Origin of the sequence: Citrobacter meridianamericanus (assembly GCF_041320245.1) — a bacterium.
GTDB classification, from domain to species: Bacteria; Pseudomonadota; Gammaproteobacteria; order Enterobacterales; family Enterobacteriaceae; genus Citrobacter; species Citrobacter meridianamericanus.
Genome location: NZ_CP101036.1, coordinates 859,256 through 878,137 on the forward strand (window position 1 = coordinate 859,256; position 18,882 = coordinate 878,137).

The 18,882-nt window shown below is 53.0% G+C and carries 15 protein-coding genes; 8 read left to right on the forward strand and 7 right to left on the reverse strand.

Features of this window, described 5'->3' with window-relative positions; genetic code table 11:
* Positions 1 to 157 precede the first annotated feature (157 nt).
* From NMD08_RS04165 to NMD08_RS04175, 3 genes are read left to right on the forward strand one after another with little or no spacing between them, the layout of a single operon-like run.
* Complete coding sequence (locus tag NMD08_RS04165) at positions 158 to 1,978, forward strand: DUF2264 domain-containing protein (protein ID WP_187253261.1); 1,821 nt, start codon at positions 158 to 160, stop codon at positions 1,976 to 1,978.
* 10 nt (positions 1,979 to 1,988) lie between these two features.
* Positions 1,989 to 3,257 (forward strand): oligosaccharide MFS transporter, encoded by a 1,269-nt coding sequence (locus NMD08_RS04170; protein ID WP_151217729.1) that lies wholly within the window; start codon positions 1,989 to 1,991, stop codon positions 3,255 to 3,257.
* 23 nt (positions 3,258 to 3,280) lie between these two features.
* Complete coding sequence (locus tag NMD08_RS04175) at positions 3,281 to 4,471, forward strand: glycoside hydrolase family 88 protein (RefSeq protein ID WP_187253260.1); 1,191 nt, start codon at positions 3,281 to 3,283, stop codon at positions 4,469 to 4,471.
* Between the two features lie 72 nt (positions 4,472 to 4,543).
* On the opposite strand, the gene NMD08_RS04180 is transcribed toward NMD08_RS04175, so the two are convergent.
* From NMD08_RS04180 to qseB, 4 genes are all read right to left on the reverse strand, one after another.
* Positions 4,544 to 4,858, reverse strand: a complete 315-nt coding sequence (locus NMD08_RS04180; RefSeq protein WP_003024557.1) for a putative quinol monooxygenase — start codon at positions 4,856 to 4,858, stop codon at positions 4,544 to 4,546.
* Positions 4,859 to 4,888: 30 nt separating this feature from the next.
* Positions 4,889 to 5,470, reverse strand: coding sequence for an NAD(P)H-dependent oxidoreductase (locus NMD08_RS04185; protein ID WP_151217727.1), 582 nt, complete (start codon positions 5,468 to 5,470; stop codon positions 4,889 to 4,891).
* Positions 5,471 to 5,579: 109 nt separating this feature from the next.
* Positions 5,580 to 6,929, reverse strand: coding sequence for a quorum sensing histidine kinase QseC (gene qseC, locus NMD08_RS04190; protein WP_187253259.1), 1,350 nt, complete (start codon positions 6,927 to 6,929; stop codon positions 5,580 to 5,582).
* Positions 6,926 to 7,585: a quorum sensing response regulator transcription factor QseB gene (qseB, locus tag NMD08_RS04195; RefSeq protein WP_187253258.1), complete on the reverse strand. Its 660-nt coding sequence runs from the start codon at positions 7,583 to 7,585 to the stop codon at positions 6,926 to 6,928. Before qseB ends, qseC begins: the two co-directional genes overlap by 4 nt.
* A 152-nt stretch (positions 7,586 to 7,737) precedes the next feature.
* Here qseB and NMD08_RS04200 point away from each other — a divergent pair, with 152 nt between their 5' ends.
* The 4 genes from NMD08_RS04200 to ftsP all read left to right on the forward strand — a co-directional run bounded on the left by NMD08_RS04200 (position 7,738) and on the right by ftsP (position 12,929).
* Positions 7,738 to 8,133 carry a YgiW/YdeI family stress tolerance OB fold protein gene (locus NMD08_RS04200; RefSeq protein ID WP_005123105.1) on the forward strand — a complete coding sequence of 132 codons (396 nt, stop codon included), beginning with the start codon at positions 7,738 to 7,740 and terminating at the stop codon, positions 8,131 to 8,133.
* A 118-nt stretch (positions 8,134 to 8,251) separates the two neighbouring features.
* Entirely contained in the window at positions 8,252 to 10,510 is a 2,259-nt protein-coding gene (gene parC / locus NMD08_RS04205; protein WP_370607925.1) for a DNA topoisomerase IV subunit A, read from the forward strand.
* 197 nt (positions 10,511 to 10,707) lie between these two features.
* Positions 10,708 to 11,445, forward strand: coding sequence for a 1-acylglycerol-3-phosphate O-acyltransferase (gene plsC, locus NMD08_RS04210; RefSeq protein ID WP_060854968.1), 738 nt, complete (start codon positions 10,708 to 10,710; stop codon positions 11,443 to 11,445).
* A 71-nt stretch (positions 11,446 to 11,516) separates the two neighbouring features.
* Positions 11,517 to 12,929 carry a cell division protein FtsP gene (gene ftsP / locus NMD08_RS04215; protein ID WP_151217723.1) on the forward strand — a complete coding sequence of 471 codons (1,413 nt, stop codon included), beginning with the start codon at positions 11,517 to 11,519 and terminating at the stop codon, positions 12,927 to 12,929.
* A gap of 16 nt (positions 12,930 to 12,945) precedes the next feature.
* Here ftsP and NMD08_RS04220 read toward each other — a convergent pair whose 3' ends face one another.
* Positions 12,946 to 14,421, reverse strand: coding sequence for a TrkH family potassium uptake protein (locus tag NMD08_RS04220; RefSeq protein WP_151224351.1), 1,476 nt, complete (start codon positions 14,419 to 14,421; stop codon positions 12,946 to 12,948).
* Between the two features lie 199 nt (positions 14,422 to 14,620).
* On the opposite strand from NMD08_RS04220, the gene NMD08_RS04225 reads away from it, so the two are divergent.
* Positions 14,621 to 16,792, forward strand: a complete 2,172-nt coding sequence (locus NMD08_RS04225; RefSeq protein WP_370619587.1) for a YgiQ family radical SAM protein — start codon at positions 14,621 to 14,623, stop codon at positions 16,790 to 16,792.
* A 57-nt stretch (positions 16,793 to 16,849) separates the two neighbouring features.
* Here NMD08_RS04225 and NMD08_RS04230 read toward each other — a convergent pair whose 3' ends face one another.
* Positions 16,850 to 17,305, reverse strand: a complete 456-nt coding sequence (locus NMD08_RS04230; protein WP_151217721.1) for an HIT family protein — start codon at positions 17,303 to 17,305, stop codon at positions 16,850 to 16,852.
* 43 nt (positions 17,306 to 17,348) lie between these two features.
* Positions 17,349 to 18,803 carry a DASS family sodium-coupled anion symporter gene (locus tag NMD08_RS04235; RefSeq protein ID WP_370619589.1) on the reverse strand — a complete coding sequence of 485 codons (1,455 nt, stop codon included), beginning with the start codon at positions 18,801 to 18,803 and terminating at the stop codon, positions 17,349 to 17,351.
* Between the last annotated feature and the right edge of the window lie 79 nt (positions 18,804 to 18,882).

Below are 18,882 nucleotides of genomic sequence, written 5' to 3' on the forward strand. Positions count from 1 at the left end.
AAATTTAAATTTTTGCCGCCGAATGGTAATTTATAAACCCTATTTTTAAATTTTCTCAATCACTGTTTTACTTTAATTCTGGTGGTGTGATTGACGTAACATTTCTGCTGGTCTGCGATTCACTATTCTTTAGCCACTTAATTCAGAGGGGCAGAGTATGTGGTCAGCAACTGAAGAAAAATCAAATCCATTGTCATCACGCAAAGACGTAATGTGTGCGGTTAACGCCATTTTACGTGCGCTGGATCGGCAGTTTCCGGCGGGGCAGGCTCAGTTTTCTCTTGGCAATACCTGTGCTCACTACAGCGCGGATATTGCCTGTATGGAAGGGCTTTCCCGGGCGTTGTGGGGGCTATTTCCGCTGATGGCTGGCGGGGCTAAAGTGCCGTTTGCCGAAAAGTACATTCAGGCGATAAAACTCGGTACTGACCCACAAAGCCCACATTACTGGGGAGATACCGGTCCTTACGATCAGCGTCTGGTTGAGATGGCGGCTTATGGCCTGGGTCTGGCATTGTTACAGACGCAATTAACGGAGCATTTCTCCCTGAGCGAACGCGAGAATCTGCACCGCTGGCTGAATCAGATAACCGACTCGCAAATGCCGGACAGCAACTGGAACTATTTTGCGATTATCGTTCAGCTTGGTTTCAAGCGTGCGGGTCTGCCTTACGATCAGGCGGCTATCGATCGCCGCTTTGAGTTGATGGAAGCCTACTATCTTGGCGACGGTTGGTATTCCGATGGTCCCGGTCGACCGAAAGATTACTACATCTCAATGGCTTTTCACTTCTACGGCCTGTTGTATGCCACCCTCAGCCCGGATGATACCGAACGCGCTGTCGTTCTGCGTGAACGTTCGCGCTTGTTTGCAGAAGATTTTATTTACCTGTCCGCCGCTGACGGCGCATCGGTGCCATTTGGTCGCAGCCTGACCTACCGTTTTGCCATGGTTGCCTTCTGGAGCGCGGTGGCGTTTGCCGAACTGGATGTTCTTTCGCCAGGCATAATCAAAGGAGTGATCCTGCGTCATTTGCGCTGGTGGCAGAAGCAGCCGATTTTCGATCGTGATGGCATTCTGACGCTGGGGTTTGCCTACCCGAATCTGGCGATGTGTGAAGACTACAACTCGCCGGGATCGCCTTATTGGGCATTGAAGGTCTTTTTGATTCTTGCACTGCCGGAGGATCATCCATTCTGGCAGGCTGAAGAGCTGGCGCTACCGCGACTCGCTGAAAAATGCGTTATCCCCCATGCTGCGCAGATCCTGCAGCATAGTGAGCATTCTGAGCATGTCATGATGCTGACCTCAGGCCAGCTTGAACTGAACAACTACGTTAATACCGAAGCCAAATACACCAAATTTGCTTACTCCAGCCGCTTTGGTTTCACCATTGAGCGTGGCCGTTACGGCATCAAGCATGCAGCCTGTGACTCTATGCTGCTGTTGGCGGACGGTGATGGCTACTATCGTGGCCGCCGTCAGTGCGACGAGGTTCAGGTCGATGAGAATTATATCTGGTCCCGCTGGTCTCCCTGGCATGACGTCATGATTGAGACCTGGCTGATTCCGTTTGGCGAATGGCATCTTCGCCTGCACCGTATTAACAGTGCGCGAACGCTGCAAACGGTGGAGGGAGGATTTGCGGTGATGAAAGCCGAGCCTCGGTTACGTGAGCGTGGATGTCTCCTTGCGGCATGCAACGGAACCAGCGTTATCGTTGATCTGTCGCCGTCCATATTTCGTCAACCAGATAGCGTGGTCACGCCACCGAACAGTAGCATCATGTTCCCTGAATGCGCGTCGATTCCTGTGTTGACCAGCGAAATCCCGCAGGGCCAAAGCTGGCTTTGCTGCGCCGTGAGCGCCAGCGGGCAGCAAAGACAGTACGCCACCGTTCCGCAGCTATCTATCAACAATAACCAGGTTGTTATTCAGCAGCCTGAAAATGCACGCCAGTTGTCGTTCTTTTTATAGCGAGGGTGGTATGAAAAATAATTCAACGGGAAATCGGACTGAATATTATAAAATAAGCAGTTTTATATTCCTCTATTTCTTTACCTGGTCCGCAAGTATTGGCTTGTTGGCTATCTGGTTGGGGCAAAAGGCGCAGTTGAGCGGTACGGTGATCGGCACCGTATTTGCTGTGAATGGTATATTCTCGGTTATTCTGAAACCTATTTATGGCTATATCCTCGATAAAATAGGTATGAGTAAATATCTGCTCTATTTCGTCGTGGTGATGTCAGCGTTAATGGCACCATTTTTTATTTATGTCTATCAGCCATTATTACTCTCCAATACCATGCTGGGTATTATTGTTGGCGCGATTTACTTGAGCTTTGCATGGTATGCCGGGGTGGCTGCCTGTGAATCTTATTCTGACCGCTACAGCCGTCTGAACGGCATGGAGTTTGGGCAGATCCGTATGTGGGGGTCGCTTGGCTGGGCGGTGGCGTCATCGTTCTCTGGCCTGCTGTTTAACCTCTCACCGGCCTATAACTTTATGCTCGGCAGCCTGGCGTCAGTGGTGATGCTGGTTGTTCTGGTGAGTCTGAAAGTCAATGTCAATGCGGCCAATGCCTCGGAGGTGCTAACCAAAGAGAAGATCGCACCCGCGGATGTTTACGCCCTGCTGCGTAATCGCAAATTTTGGGCATTCTGCCTGTATGTTGCGGGCGTGGCGTGGATGATGTTTATCGCGGAGCAGCAGTTCTCCCGGTACTTCGTTACTTTCTTTGCCGATGTACATGAAGGGAACGCCGTCTTTGGTTATCTGGGCACCGTACAATCGGGAATGGAATTTTTCATGTACATGGTCATTCCGCTATTCGTCAATTATGTTGGTGCGAAGCGTGGCCTGCTGATTGTTGGGACGCTGGTGGGCGCACGACTGGTTATCTCAGGCCTGTGCGACTCCCACCTGCTCATTTCTGTGCTGAAGCCACTATACGGTCTGGAGATCTGTTTATTACTGGTTTCTGTCTTTAAATATATTGCCGAGCATTTTGATAAACGTGTCAATGCGACCATGTATTTACTGGGTTATCAGGCCATGCTGTATGTCGGTAACGTGGTAGTTTCCTCTCCCGCCGGATTAATGTACGACCGGATAGGCTTTGAGAAGACATATATCATTATGGGCATTGTGGCGCTGACTTTTACATTGATATCGGCATTTACTTTATCTGCCTGTCAGAGTAAACGAGGCAAAAATATCGCTCTCGATATTGCTGAAAATAACCCTGCAAAATAATTTACGTCATAAGGAACCGAAATATGTTAAATCATATTGTTGAGGAATCGTTGCGCACATTTCCTGGCAGTCCGGTTAATCCCGGCAGTTTTCAGGATCAAATAAGTTGCGCCCGAGAACATGTCCTCGAATTGATTAGCCGTCATTTAACGGAATTCGGTGAACAATTCCCTGCCGAAACCTGTGTGCAAGGTTATTACCCACTGACAGAGAATGTGGAATGGACGACCAGCTTCTGGACCGGGCAGTTATGGCTGGCGTGGGAAATGAGTGGTGAGAGCAAATTTCGTGAGATGGCGGAGAAGCATGTGCGTTCGTTTGGCCTGCGTATTGCCGGACGCCACGATACCAACACCCACGACCTGGGATTCCTCTACACGCTTTCCTGTGTGGCGGCCTGGCGGTTGACGGGCAATCGCGATGCTCGAGGTTTTTCCCTGATGGCGGCTGAAGCGCTGTTGGAGCGTTTTCATGAAAAGGCGCAGATCATCCAGGCGTGGGGCGATCTTCGCGATCCCGATCAGGCCGGACGGATGATCATTGACTGCAATATGAATCTGCCGCTGCTGTACTGGGCGAGCGAGCAAACGGGCGATCCGCGTTTTGCGAATGCGGCGAAGGCCCACGTTGCGCAGGCAGCCAAATATCTGATCCGCCAGGATGCATCGACCTTCCACACCTACTATATGGACGTGCAAACCGGCGCGCCGCGTTACGGTAATACCCAGCAGGGCTATGCTGATGATTCTTGCTGGTCGCGTGGGCAGGCATGGGGGATTTATGGCTTTCTGCTGAGCTATATTTACACTGGCGATAAACAAATGGTGCAGTTGTCGAAAAAGCTGGCCAACTACTTTCTTAATCGCCTGCCGGAAGATGCCGTTTGCCACTGGGATCTGGCATTAGTCGGAACCGATGCGCTGCGCGATTCATCTTCGGCGGCGATTACCGTCTGTGGTCTGCTGGAGCTGATTAAACATCTGCCGGTGACCGATCCGGATCGCGAGCGCTATCAACAGTGGGCGATGGGGATCATGTCTTCGCTGACCAGGCATTATCTGATGGGTAAAGATGAACAGGGGAACGGGCTACTGAAACACTCGGTGTATCACCTGTCGAGCAACAAAGGGGTCGATGAGTGTGCAAGTTGGGGGGATTATTTCTACGTTGAAGCGTTAATGCGCTTCACTCAGAGCTGGAAGCTCTACTGGTAAGGAGTGCCCGGTGGCGCTGCGGTTGAATGCCGGATGGTGGCCTAAAACGCCTCATCCGGCAACTCGGCAATCTTAAATGCCTGACTCCAGAATACGGATATTCATGTCCAGCACATCGCCTTTCACTGCTTCGCTATAGGCTTTCATATGCGGTGTTTGCAAATGCGCTTCAAGGTGCGCAATGCTTTCCCACTGTTCAACCATCACGATTGAGTCCGGTGCCGTGGTCTGAAAACTGACGCCAGCAGCATGATCGACCATCGGCGCGTAGCCGTGACAACCTTCTTCTTTCAGTACGGTCGGAACGATTTTAGCGAACTGGTCAAGTACCGCCTGGCGGTGATGTTGACCTGGACGTGTACGGATTTCTGCAATAACGGTAAGCATGGTTAACTCCTTCTAATTCCAGGTTACCAGTTAACCAAAAATTTCGTTCAGATGCTTGCGATATTCTGCGATATAACGCGGGACGTCTGGCATTTTAATCACGTCATTGGTGATAAAGGTCGGCAGCGCTTCCATTCCCAGGAACTGGTTTGCTTTATGGAACGGGAGATAAACGCCATCAACGCCAACGCCATGGAAGAACTGGTCTTTTTCAGTGAAGGCTTCCATCGGTGCGTTCCAGGTCAGAGACAGCATGTAGGTTTTGCCCTGAATCAGCCCGCCGGATCCGTATTTTTTAGACGCATCTGAACGTGTGCGGCCATCGCTGGCGTACAGCGTGCCGTGCCCTGCGGTGAATACATCATCAATGTATTTTTTCACCGTCCACGGCGCGCCCATCCACCAGCCAGGCATTTGCCAGATAACCGTATCTGCCCAAACAAAATTCTGCACTTCTGTTTGTGCGTCATAGTCGCTGTCTGCGCGTACGACTTTAACATCATGCCCGAGGTCGCGCAGGAAGCCGTCCGCGACCTCGGTCAGGGTGTCATTTAGTTGGCCATTGGAATGGCCGAATTTTTTCGCACCATTGATAATCAGAATGTTGCTCATGTTGTGTCCTCAAAGAATAACGTTTGAGGGCGATTTTACCCCTACCAGCACTGCGGTGAAATTAGCAAAATGTGCAAAGTCTTTTGCTACGTGAGCAACAATAATGCAATTACCAACTGACTTTCGCTTCAAACCCACCTTCCGGCGCATTGCTAAACGAGGCTGACATTCCATGCAGCGTCGCAATACGACGGACGATTGACAGGCCGAGGCCGCTGCCGGTCACGCTTTGTCCCGGGGGACGATAAAAGCGTTCACCGATGTGCGTCAGGACTTCCGGCGCAACGCCTGGCCCGTTATCTTTAATGCTGAAATTTCGGGCGTTGAGCGTCACTTCCACAATGCTTCCCCGCGGGCTGTAGCGAACCGCATTATCCAGGAGATTGCGGACCATCAGGCTGAGCAACAGTGGTTGCCCGGTGCGTGTAATGTCGTGCGCGTTAATCTGCAAACGCACATCGATGTGGGCCTGCTGCGCCGGATGGTAGATGTCCATCACTGCAGATTGCAGGAGCTGCTCCAGCGAGATTTCCGCCACATCCTGAAGATTATCGAGGGAGTCGAGGCGCGAAAGCGTCAGTAGCTGATCGACCAGACGCGTGGCGCGGTCAATTCCCGTTTGCATCTGCATTAACGCTTTTTGTCGTGCCTGCGGATCATCGTCGGACAGCTGCACCACTTCGGTCTGTACTTTCAGCGCGGTCAACGGGCTGCGCAGTTCGTGGGCGGCATCTGAGGTAAAGCGCCGCTCGCGTACCATGGTGGTATGAATACGTGTAAAAAGTTGATTGAGCGATTCAACCAGTGGGCGTACTTCGCTTGGCACACCTTTCGGGTCGAGCGGCTCTTCCGATTCCGGTGAACGCCAGTGCAGAGCCTGCGCCAGTTTTTTTAACGGCCTGAGTTCGCGGCTCAGCATGACCACCAGGATCAGCAACATGAGCGGCAGCGCAATCAGCCAGGGTGTTAGCTGAGCGGTGACGATCGACAGCGCCATATCCTCCCGATACTCCCATTCCTGACCCACCACGATGCGGTATTTACCGTCTGCGGAATTTAGCCACAGAAAGCGCCACGGATCGTTGTCGCCATTGAGTTGGCCATCACTAAAGCCTTCCCGGCTGTAGCTGTAGGGAATATCCTGGCCTTTATCGCCATCGTGCAAGACCATTTTGCCGTCGGTGGAATAGATGGCAAACGCCAGCGCGTCATCATCAATATGGCCGTGCTTCAGCTTCTTCGGCGTGCGGGCCATATTATGAGACGTAGTAACGTCGCTGATATCCAGCGTGCTGAGACGCTTGGCGAACAGCATCAACTGCGTATCAAACAGCTCATCGACATTATCGGTGGTCTGCTTCCAGGCCACAAAGCTGGAAACGGCCCAGGTCGCAGATGCAAGAATCAGAAAAATCAGTGTTAGCCTGATGCGCAGGCTGAGGCGTTGTGTGAGTTTCATGCGTCACCCAGGGTATAACCAATGCCATGCACGGTACGGATAAAGTCGCTGCCGAGTTTACGGCGTAGGTGATGGACGTGTACCTCAACCGCATTACTGGAGACGTTTTCATCCCAGTTATACAGTTTTTCTTCAATATGTTTGCGGGGGAGTACGCGCCCTTTGTTGCGCATCAGTAGTTCCAGCAGTGCGAACTCTTTTGGCTTGAGTGATAATGGCTCATCTGCGAACGTGGCGACCAGCGCGCCGGGGTTAAGCGTCACCTGACCGTGGCGCAGTTCGCTGGTGGCCTGGCCGCTGGCACGGCGCACCAACGCCTCCAGCCTTGCGGCAACTTCGATCAGCGCAAAGGGTTTACACAGATAGTCATCCGCGCCGAGGCGCAGACCTTCCACGCGTTCCGCCAGCGCGTCACGGGCGGTCAGAATCAGCACCGGCTCTTGCTTCCCGTTGGCTCGCCATTCGCGCAAGATGTCCCGCCCATCTATGCCTGGCAGCGTCAGGTCGAGGATCACCGCATCATAAGGGGCGCTGTAGAGCGCTTCTTTTCCCTGATGACCCTCAGTAAACCAGTCGATGCTGAAACCCATTTTACTCAGACCTGTTTTCAGGCCGTCGCCAATCAACGTGTCATCTTCTACCAGTAAAATACGCATATGCTCTTCCCTGCGGTCGCTCTCATTACCGTCAAGTAAACCTGTGGCTACAGCCTCTGTACAGCAAAAAAAGTATCTTTTTTTGCCTTAAGAACTTGTTAAGGATTAACTTATTTAATAGTCGTAAACCAACATGAAAGGGAGACATGACGATGAAAAAATTAGCTGCAATGGTTGCCGTAATGGCACTGTGTTCCGCACCTGTTCTGGCCGCGCAGCAGGGCGGCTTCTCTGGACCGACAACGACTACACAAAGCCAAAACGGCGGCTTTGTTGGCCCTAACGGCAGCAGCACGACGGTAGAAAGCGCCAAATCGCTGCGTGATGACACCTGGGTTACCCTACGCGGGAACATTGTAGAGCGCATTTCCGACGACCTGTATGTGTTTAAAGATGCGACTGGCACAGTGAATGTCGATATCGACCACAAGCGTTGGAACGGCGTAACCGTCACGCCGCAGGATGTGGTTGAAATCCAGGGTGAAGTGGATAAAGACTGGAACTCCGTTGAAATAGACGTGAAACAGATTACCAAAGTTGCCAAATAATCCCCATCAGGGCCGCATTCGTGGCCCTTTTCTTTGTGACTCAACACGCCAGATAGGGTAGTATCTGCGGCAATATTGCCCTTCAATAAAGGGGTACAAAGTTGAGGAACCACGATTAATGAGCGATATGGCAGAGCGCCTGGCGCTGCATGAATTCACGGAAAACGCCTATCTGAACTACTCCATGTACGTCATCATGGACAGGGCGTTGCCGTTTATCGGCGATGGTTTGAAACCCGTTCAGCGTCGCATCGTGTACGCGATGTCCGAGCTGGGGCTGAATGCCAGCGCCAAATTTAAAAAATCCGCCCGTACCGTCGGTGACGTACTGGGTAAATACCACCCCCACGGCGACATTGCTTGCTATGAAGCGATGGTGCTGATGGCGCAGCCGTTTTCTTACCGTTATCCGCTGGTTGACGGGCAGGGGAACTGGGGGGCACCGGACGATCCGAAATCCTTCGCGGCAATGCGTTATACCGAATCCCGCCTGTCTAAATATGCGGAAGTCCTGCTGGGTGAACTCGGCCAGGGCACGTCGGATTGGGTGCCTAACTTCGATGGCACCATGCAGGAGCCGAAGATGTTGCCTGCGCGTCTGCCGAATATTCTGTTAAACGGCACTACCGGTATCGCCGTTGGTATGGCGACGGACATTCCGCCGCACAACCTGCGTGAAGTGGCTAAAGCAGCGATCACCCTGATTGAGCAGCCGAAAACGACGCTGGATCAATTGTTGGATATCGTGCAGGGGCCGGATTATCCGACCGAAGCAGAGATCATTACGTCGCGTGCGGAGATTCGTAAGATTTACGAAAACGGACGCGGCTCCGTACGTATGCGTGCGGTATGGTCTAAAGAAGACGGCGCGGTGGTGATTTCCGCGCTGCCGCATCAGGTTTCCGGGGCTAAAGTGCTGGAGCAGATCGCCGCTCAAATGCGCAATAAAAAGCTGCCGATGGTCGACGACTTGCGCGACGAATCGGATCACGAAAACCCGACCCGTCTGGTGATTGTCCCACGCTCCAATCGCGTGGATATGGAACAGGTGATGAACCACCTGTTTGCGACCACCGATCTGGAAAAAAGTTACCGCATCAACCTGAACATGATCGGGCTTGATGGGCGTCCGGCGGTGAAAAACCTGTTGGAGATCCTCACTGAATGGCTGGCGTTCCGCCGCGATACCGTGCGTCGTCGCCTCAACTATCGTCTGGAAAAAGTGCTTAAACGCCTGCACATCCTCGAAGGTTTGCTGGTGGCGTTCCTCAACATTGATGAAGTGATCGAAATTATTCGTCATGAGGATGAACCAAAGCCGGAGCTGATGTCGCGGTTTGGCATTTCTGAAACCCAGGCTGAAGCCATCCTCGAGCTGAAATTACGCCATCTTGCCAAACTCGAAGAGATGAAAATCCGCGGTGAGCAGGATGAGCTGGCGAAAGAGCGCGATCAGTTGCAGGGCATTCTGGCCTCCGAGCGTAAAATGAGTAACCTGCTGAAGAAAGAGCTGCAGGCTGACGCCGAGGCCTATGGTGACGATCGTCGTTCTCCGCTGCAGGAGCGTGAAGAAGCGAAGGCGATGAGCGAGCATGACATGCTGCCGTCTGAGCCGGTGACTATTGTGCTGTCCCAGAGTGGCTGGGTGCGTAGCGCGAAAGGCCACGACATCGATGCGCCAGGATTAAGCTATAAAGCGGGCGACAGCTTTAAGTCGGCGGTGAAGGGTAAGAGCAACCAACCGGTAGTGTTCGTTGACTCGACCGGACGCAGCTACGCCATCGACCCGATTACGCTGCCGTCGGCGCGTGGTCAGGGTGAGCCGTTGACCGGGAAGCTCACGCTGCCGCCAGGCGCGACGGTTGAGCACATGCTGATGGAAGGCGACGACCAGAAACTGCTGATGGCATCCGACGCGGGCTATGGTTTTGTCTGCACCTTCAATGACCTGGTAGCACGTAACCGTGCGGGTAAAGCATTGATTACGCTGCCAGAAAATGCGCGCGTTATGCAGCCGGTAGTGATTGAAGATGAAACCGATATGCTGCTGGCGATTACTCAGGCCGGTCGCATGTTGATGTTCCCGGTAAGCGATTTACCGCAGTTGTCGAAGGGCAAAGGGAACAAGATTATCAACATCCCCGCAGCGGAAGCGGCAAAAGGCGAAGATGGTCTGGCGCTGCTCTATGTGTTACCGCCGCAAAGCACGCTGACTATCCACGTCGGCAAGCGCAAAATTAAACTGCGTCCTGAAGAGTTGCAAAAAGTGACCGGCGAGCGTGGTCGTCGCGGTACGCTAATGCGCGGCCTGCAGCGTATCGATCGCATTGACATTGATTCGCCTCGACGCGCCAGTCACGGCGACAGCGAAGAATAACGCTACCGTCCAGCTCTCCCTGTTTTCGCGCAGGGAGAGCCAACGTTAAAAATTCCCGTGAAACCGTTGTTTATTCGAGCGTTGCGATTAACAATACGCTTTTCCTTAAGAGCCGTTCTTAACAAAGCCCTAACCTGATGCCGAGTTGTGCATCCGGTGACGTAAAACGTCAGGTTCTTAGGCCTTTAGAGGTTGTTATGCTATATATTTTTCGTGTCATCATTACTGTTATTTACTGCGTTCTGGTCTGTATCTTCGGGTGCATATACTGTCTGTTCAGCCCACGAAATCCTAAACACGTCGCCACGTTTGGCCACATGTTTGGCCGCCTGGCTCCCCTTTATGGTCTGAAGGTCGAATGCCGCATGCCGGCAGACGCGCAGAACTATGGTAATGCTATCTATATTTGTAACCATCAGAACAACTACGACATGGTTACCGCTGCGAATATCGTTCAGCCGCCGACGGTAACGGTAGGTAAAAAAAGCCTGCTGTGGATCCCGTTCTTTGGCCAACTTTACTGGCTAACCGGTAACCTGCTGATTGACAGAAACAACCGCGCAAAAGCGCACAGCACCATTGCAGCCGTGGTTAACCATTTCAAAAAACGTCGCATTTCTATCTGGATGTTCCCGGAAGGAACACGCAGCCGCGGTCGCGGTTTGTTGCCGTTTAAAACCGGTGCGTTTCACGCGGCGATTGCGGCAGGTGTCCCGGTTATTCCGGTGTGCGTTTCAACAACCTCGAACAAGATAAATTTAAATCGCCTCAATAATGGTCTGGCGATTGTCGAGATGTTGCCGCCGGTGGATATTAGCCACTTTGGGAAAGATCAGGTTCGTGAACTGGCAGCGCATTGCCGTACGCTGATGGAACAAAAAATCGCAGAACTCGATAAAGAAGTTGCTGAACGGGAAGCCGCCGGTAAGGTTTAATCCGTGCTATTCGGGTTTTTTACAGGAAAAGATTTCCTGTGTGTTAATCGCCAGTTTTTCATGGAGTTTATATGTCATTCAGTCGGCGTCAGTTCATTCAGGCATCGGGGATCGCACTGTGTGCAGGTGCTGTTCCGCTGAAGGCTAATGCTGCCGGTCAGCAACAACCGTTACCCGTACCTCCGCTGCTGGAGTCCCGTCGGGGGCAGCCGCTATTTATGACGCTGCAGCGCGCGCACTGGTCCTTCACGCAAGGCACGCGCGCACCTGTCTGGGGAATTAACGGTCGCTACCTGGGACCGACAATCCGCGTCTGGAAAGGGGATGACGTCAAGCTTATCTACAGCAACCGTTTGACTGAAAATGTCTCGATGACTGTCGCCGGTTTACAGGTACCTGGCCCGCTAATGGGCGGCCCGGCACGCATGATGTCTCCTAATGCGGATTGGGCGCCAGTGCTGCCGATTCGGCAGAATGCCGCCACGTTGTGGTATCACGCCAATACACCAAATCGTACAGCCCAGCAGGTCTATAATGGCCTTGCCGGGATGTGGCTGGTTGAGGATGAAGTGAGTAAATCGCTGTCTATTCCCAATCACTACGGGGTGGATGATTTTCCGATCATTATCCAGGACAAGCGTCTGGACAACTTTGGTGCGCCGGAATACAGCGAACCCGGCAGCGGTGGTTTTGTTGGGGATACGCTGTTGGTCAACGGGGTGCAAAGTCCGTATGTCGAGGTTTCTCGCGGCTGGGTGCGCTTGCGCTTGCTCAACGCCTCAAACTCGCGCCGTTACCAGTTGCAAATGAGCGATGGCCGTGCGCTGCATGTGATTTCCAGCGATCAGGGCTTTTTACCTGCGCCCGTTTCGGTGAAGCAGCTCTCGCTGGCGCCTGGCGAGCGCCGTGAAATTCTGGTGGATATGACTAACGGTAATGAGGTCTCTATCACCTGCGGTGAGGCGGCCAGCATTGTCGACAGGATCCGCGGATTCTTTGAGCCTTCCAGTATTCTTATCTCCACGCTGGTATTGACGCTGCGTCCGACTGGCCTCCTGCCGCTGGTGACCGACAGCCTGCCAATGCGCCTGTTGCCAACGGAAATCCTCAGCGGTTCGCCGATTCGCAGTCGTGACATCAGCCTGGATGATGATCCTGGTATCAATGGTCAGCTGTGGGACGTCAATCGCATGGATATTACCGCTCAGCAAGGCTCCTGGGAGCGTTGGACGGTGCGGGCGGATATGCCTCAGTCTTTCCATATTGAAGGCGTCTCGTTCCTGATCCGTAATGTGAATGGCGCGATGCCGTTCCCGGAAGACAGAGGCTGGAAAGATACCGTTTGGGTCGACGGCCAGGTTGAATTACTGGTCTACTACGGACAACCTTCCTGGGCCCATTTCCCGTTTTACTTTAACAGTCAGACGCTGGAAATGGCGGACCGTGGTTCGATCGGACAGATGTTGGTGAACCCGGCGCCGTAATGCGCCGGGGTTTCCGTTACGCCCGCCAGAACATGCGCGAGAACAGGATTAGAATGGGGTAAATCTCCAGACGCCCCAGGATCATGGCCGCGCACATCAGCAGTTTTGCTTCATCGTTCAAAGTACCAAATGTCGTTGCGGTGACGCCAAATCCCAGACCCATGTTGTTGATGCAGGCGGCGACGGTGGCAAAAGAGGAGAAAAGATCGTAGCCCATCAGATTGAGCGCCCAGATAAAAAAGCTGGTGAACAAAACGTAAAGAAAGAAGAAGCTCCATACCGAACGCACCACGCGGTCGCTTACCACGCTATTACCCACTTTGATATTCAGTAAAGCGCGAGGATGTGCGAGTTGGTGTAGCTCCTGACGGCACTGCTTGAACATAATTAAAAAGCGCAGCACCTTAATCCCACCGCAGGTCGAGCCCACGCAACCGCCGAAGAAACTGGCGCTGAGCAGCATAAAGATGGTATGCGAGGGCCACTGCGCGTAATCCGCCGTGGACAGGCCATTATCCGTCAGCATGGAGCTGGCGAGAAAAAAGGCATGCACCAGACTGTCCGTTATCCCATACATGCCCGCCCGCCAGACCTGCCAGGTGGCGATCACGGTGACAACCAGCGCAATAAGCAGAAAGAAACGCAGTTCGGCATTGCGACGAAAGGGTTTGAAGGTACGTTTCGCAATAGCCACGTACCAGAGGGTGAAGTTAAAAGCAGACAACAGGGAAAACACCCCAGCGACCAGCTCAATCGCATGGCTGTCATAGAAGCCGATACTCTCACTGCGCGTGGAAAAACCGCCGAGGGAGACCGTCGACAGCCCATGGCACAAGGCGTCGAAAAACGACATCCCGGCTGCCCAGTAGGCCAGAGTACAGATTAGACCCAAAATGACATAGGTCAGCCACAGCGTACGTGCAGTATCGGCAAGTCTTGGCGTGAGGCGTTCTTCTTTAAAGGGCCCCGGCATTTCAGACTGATACAGCTTCATGCCGCCGATACCCAAAAGCGGTAATACCGCCACGGCGAGGACAATAACCCCCAGTCCGCCAATAAAATTGAGCTGGGCCCGATAGTAGAGATACGATTTCGGCAACGCGCTGACGTCGTGAATCACCGTTGCACCCGTGGTGGTTATACCGGAAACCCCTTCAAACAGGGCATCGGCAAAAGAGAGATTTAAGCCGTCGTCCATCCACATCGGCATCGCGCTGATAAACGAAAACAGCAGCCAGAACAGAACGATAATGACGAAGCCATCCCGAGTTCGTAGTTGAATACCCGCATGCTTGGTTGCCAGCCATGCGCCGCCGCCGAGGGTAAAGAAGGTCATAAACGTGCTGAAAAAAGCGAAAAAGCTCCGCTCTTTGTTTAACAAAGCAATGGTCATCGGTGGCAGCATGGAGAAGCTGTAGAGAAGAACCAGAAATCCGCACAGGTGAACAACCACCCGTAACTGGGAAATATGCAGTGAATCGTTGAGTCGCAATGAAAAATCCCCCGCCAAAAAAGAGTGACCTCAGCTGGTCGGCATGGCGTTAATAATGATGGATCAAAATGGGCTGCGTAAAATTTAACAATTTATAAATCTTTCTACTCGTCTGGTTCAGACTCCACTTCATTTCTTGCCGACATACAGCGTATAATCCCCGGCCTTTGATTATTTTTTTACCATTTTTGGAAGCACTATGAGCGCAATATCCCTGCTCCAGCCGGACAGAGACCTTTTCTCCTGGCCGCAGTACTGGGCTGCCTGTTTTGGCCCGGCACCGTTTTTGCCGATGTCACGCGACGAAATGGACCAACTTGGCTGGGATAGCTGCGACATCATTCTGGTTACCGGCGATGCCTACGTCGATCACCCCAGCTTTGGCATGGCAATTTGCGGCCGTATGCTGGAAGCTCAGGGCTTTCGTGTTGGGATTATCGCCCAGCCGGAGTGGAACAACAAAGACGATTTTATGCGTTTGGGTAAACCGAACCTGTTCTTTGGTGTAACCGCAGGCAATATGGACTCGATGATCAACCGTTATACGGCCGATCGCCGACTGCGCCATGACGATGCCTATACGCCAGACAACGTGGCGGGCAAACGCCCGGACCGTGCCACGCTGGTCTATACCCAGCGCTGTAAAGAAGCATGGAAAGATGTGCCGGTTATTCTCGGTGGTATTGAGGCCAGTCTGCGCCGTACCGCGCACTACGACTACTGGTCTGATACCGTTCGTCGCTCCGTGCTGGTGGATTCAAAAGCCGACATGCTGATGTTTGGTAACGGTGAGCGCCCGCTGGTGGAAGTGGCGCATCGTCTGGCGATGGGGGAAACCATCGATCAGATCCGCGACGTGCGTAACACTGCGATTATGGTTAAAGAAGCACTACCGGGCTGGAGTGGGGTGGATTCCACGCGCCTCGACACGCCGGGCAAAATTGACCCGATCCCGCATCCGTACGGCGAAGATCTGCCGTGTGCCGACAACAAACCGGTCGCCCCGAAAAAGCAGGAAGCGAAAGCGGTAACGGTACAGCCGCCGCGCCCGAAACCGTGGGAAAAAACCTACGTGCTGCTGCCCTCTTTCGAAAAAGTGAAGGGTGACAAAGTGCTGTATGCGCATGCGTCGCGTATCCTGCACCACGAAACCAACCCAGGCTGCGCGCGTGCGCTGATGCAAAAGCATGGCGATCGCTACATCTGGATTAACCCGCCAGCTATTCCGCTTTCTACCGAAGAGATGGACAGCGTCTTTGCGCTGCCGTACAAGCGCGTGCCGCACCCGGCGTATGGCGATAGCCGCATTCCGGCCTACGAGATGATCCGTTTCTCGATCAACATTATGCGTGGCTGCTTTGGCGGCTGTTCGTTCTGTTCGATCACTGAGCACGAAGGCCGCATCATCCAGAGCCGCTCTGAAGATTCGATAATCAATGAGATCGAAGCCATTCGCGACACCGTTCCGGGCTTTACCGGCGTGATTTCCGATCTCGGTGGTCCAACGGCGAACATGTATATGTTGCGCTGTAAGTCACCGCGTGCTGAGCAGACCTGCCGTCGTCTGTCCTGCGTTTACCCGGATATCTGTCCGCATATGGATACCAACCACGAACCGACGATTAACCTTTATCGCCGGGCGCGTGATTTGAAAGGCATTAAAAAGATCCTCATTGCTTCCGGTGTGCGCTATGACATCGCGGTTGAAGATCCGCGCTATATCAAAGAGCTGGCGACCCACCACGTTGGCGGCTATCTGAAGATTGCGCCAGAGCATACTGAAGAAGGCCCGCTGTCGAAGATGATGAAGCCGGGGATGGGCAGCTACGATCGCTTTAAGGAGCTGTTCGATACCTACTCTAAACAGGCGGGTAAAGAGCAATACCTGATCCCATACTTCATCTCCGCGCACCCGGGTACGCGTGACGAGGATATGGTGAATCTGGCGCTGTGGCTGAAACAACGTCGTTTCCGTCTGGATCAGGTGCAGAACTTCTATCCATCGCCGCTGGCGAACTCCACAACCATGTATTACACCGGGAAAAACCCGCTGGGTAAAATTGGTTATAAGAGTGAAGACGTGGTGGTGCCGAAAGGCGATAAGCAGCGCCGTTTGCATAAAGCCCTGCTGCGTTACCACGATCCAGCTAACTGGCCGTTAATCCGCCTGGCGCTGGAAGACATGGGTAAAAAGCATCTGATCGGCGGTCGTCGTGAATGTCTGGTTCCGGCGCCTACGCTGGAAGAGATGCGTGAAGCACGTCGCCAGAACCGTCATACCCGTCCTGCGTTGACCAAGCATACGCCAGTGGCTCATCAGCGCCAGACGCCTGCCGCGAACAAAAAACGCGGCAAAGTTGCGGGGCGTTAATGCCAGATTGAATGCCGGATAAGGTACAAATGCTTTACCCGGCAATCACATCCAACGTTATGCCTCACGAATTCTGGCCGCTAATGCGGCCAGTTTTGCATCATCCGCTCGTTCGTGGTCGTGTGATGACAGATAGCCTTCATACTGCTCGAAAAATTTGGTCTGCCGCGACTCAATCGGTTTCCAGTGGGGGAGGTCGCCAGTACCGTGCATAGGGCTTAATTTGCTGTGCACATGGTCTACGCCGAAACCTTCGAAGAACATCCCCGTACGACTGACATCCGGGAAAGCCTTATCCAGTTTCTTAGCCACTTTTTGGGTTGCCATCATCAGGTCAGCCAACGCCTGCGGCGGCATATCGAAGGCATAGCTGGGGTAATGCTTTTTCGGGATCACCACGGTAAAACCGTCAGTGTTCGGGAAAATAGACAGAAAAGCCAGATGGTGCTCGTCTTCCCAGACCTTATGGCAGGGGGCTTTGCCTTCAACTATTTGACAGAAAATACAGGTCATTCCTTTTCTCCGCAGTAAGGTATGTCGTCAGGACGCAGTCAGTTTAGTACAGACCCAATACCTTCCACCACATCAACCCCACGGTGATAAACACCGCCTGGTTAAACAGGCTGATGATAAAGCCTGTGCGCCACCAGACGCCCGTTGGAACGTACCCGGCGCCAAACAGGATTGGACCGCGAGCGTGGGTGTACTGGGTGAGCGAGCAGTACAAACTGCTGGTGAAGGCCAGCATTAGCGCCGTGGGGGCAGCGGGGATGTTCAAATGCAGACCTACGCCGAGGAAAACGGCGTACAGCGCGGCAATCTGTGCATTGCCGCTGGCAAAAAAGTAGTGAGTATAGAAATAGGCGGCGTTCAGCAGCAGCAGGACGATTACCCAACTGGTACCGTGCATGGTGCTGCTCAGGCTGTCACCGATCAGATTGCCAAACCAGGTGGTAAAACCCAGTTTTTTCAGCTGGTTTGCCATCATCAGCAGCGCGGCAAACCAAATCAGTGTGTCCCAAGCGCCTTTTTCACTTTTGACGTCTTCCCAGCTCAGAACACCGCTTAGTAATAAAATAGACAGTCCCACGAACGAGGCAGTGGTGGCGTCGACGCCTAACGTATCGCCAAAAATCCACAGCACCAGCAGCACGCCGACGGTAGCCAGCATCAGCCATTCCCCACGAGACATCCGACCCATTTCCACCAGCTCTTTACGCGCCAGATTCGGGGCATCTGGTGTGTGTTTAATTTCCGGGCGTACAATCCAGTAGACCAGCAATGGAACCAGCAGTAAGGAGACCAGGCAAGGCAGCAGCGCCGCCATGAACCAGCCGCCCCAGGTCAGCGTGACGCCCGCATTGGCCGCCAGCTTCACCGCTAACAGATTGCCAGTGTAGCCGGTCATAAATAGTGCGGCAGTAACGTCGTTGACGTTGCCAATACAGGTGATAAGAAAGGTACCGATTTTACTGCGGGACTCATCTTCCGGATTAGAATGAAAACTGCGCGCCAGGGAGTCGGCAATGGGGTAGATGACGCCGCCGCAGCGTGCCGTATTGCTCGGCATTGCGGGGGATAGAATCAGATCGGCAAAGGCCAGACCGTAGGCGAGTCCGAGAGTGCGTTTGCCAAGCAAACGGATCATCTGCAGCGCAATACGTCGTCCGAGGCCTGTTTTGATAAACCCGCGGGCAATCATAAAAGCGACGACGATAAGCCAGATAAGCGAACTGTTCAGTTCGCTTAGCGCTGTGGTGATAGCGCCGCTGGCGGTTTTATCTCCGGCAGCATAGGCGAGTGCAAAAACCGTAATTCCAATAATGCCGACTGCGCCGATGGGTAACACTTTCGCCACGATAGAGGCGATGGTGGCGACGAAGATAATTGCTGAATGCCAGGCTGGCGTACTTAGCCCTGTCGGCGGGGTAAGCTGCCACAGTCCAGCGGAAATGAGTGTTATAAGAATCAATGGGAGCCATTTGACACTATTGCTTTTTTTATTAGTCACGGTTACGCACCTATAGGTGTTATAAATATATTCATATCATGAATATATTTACTGAATAATTAACAGGTTATGTTGCGTA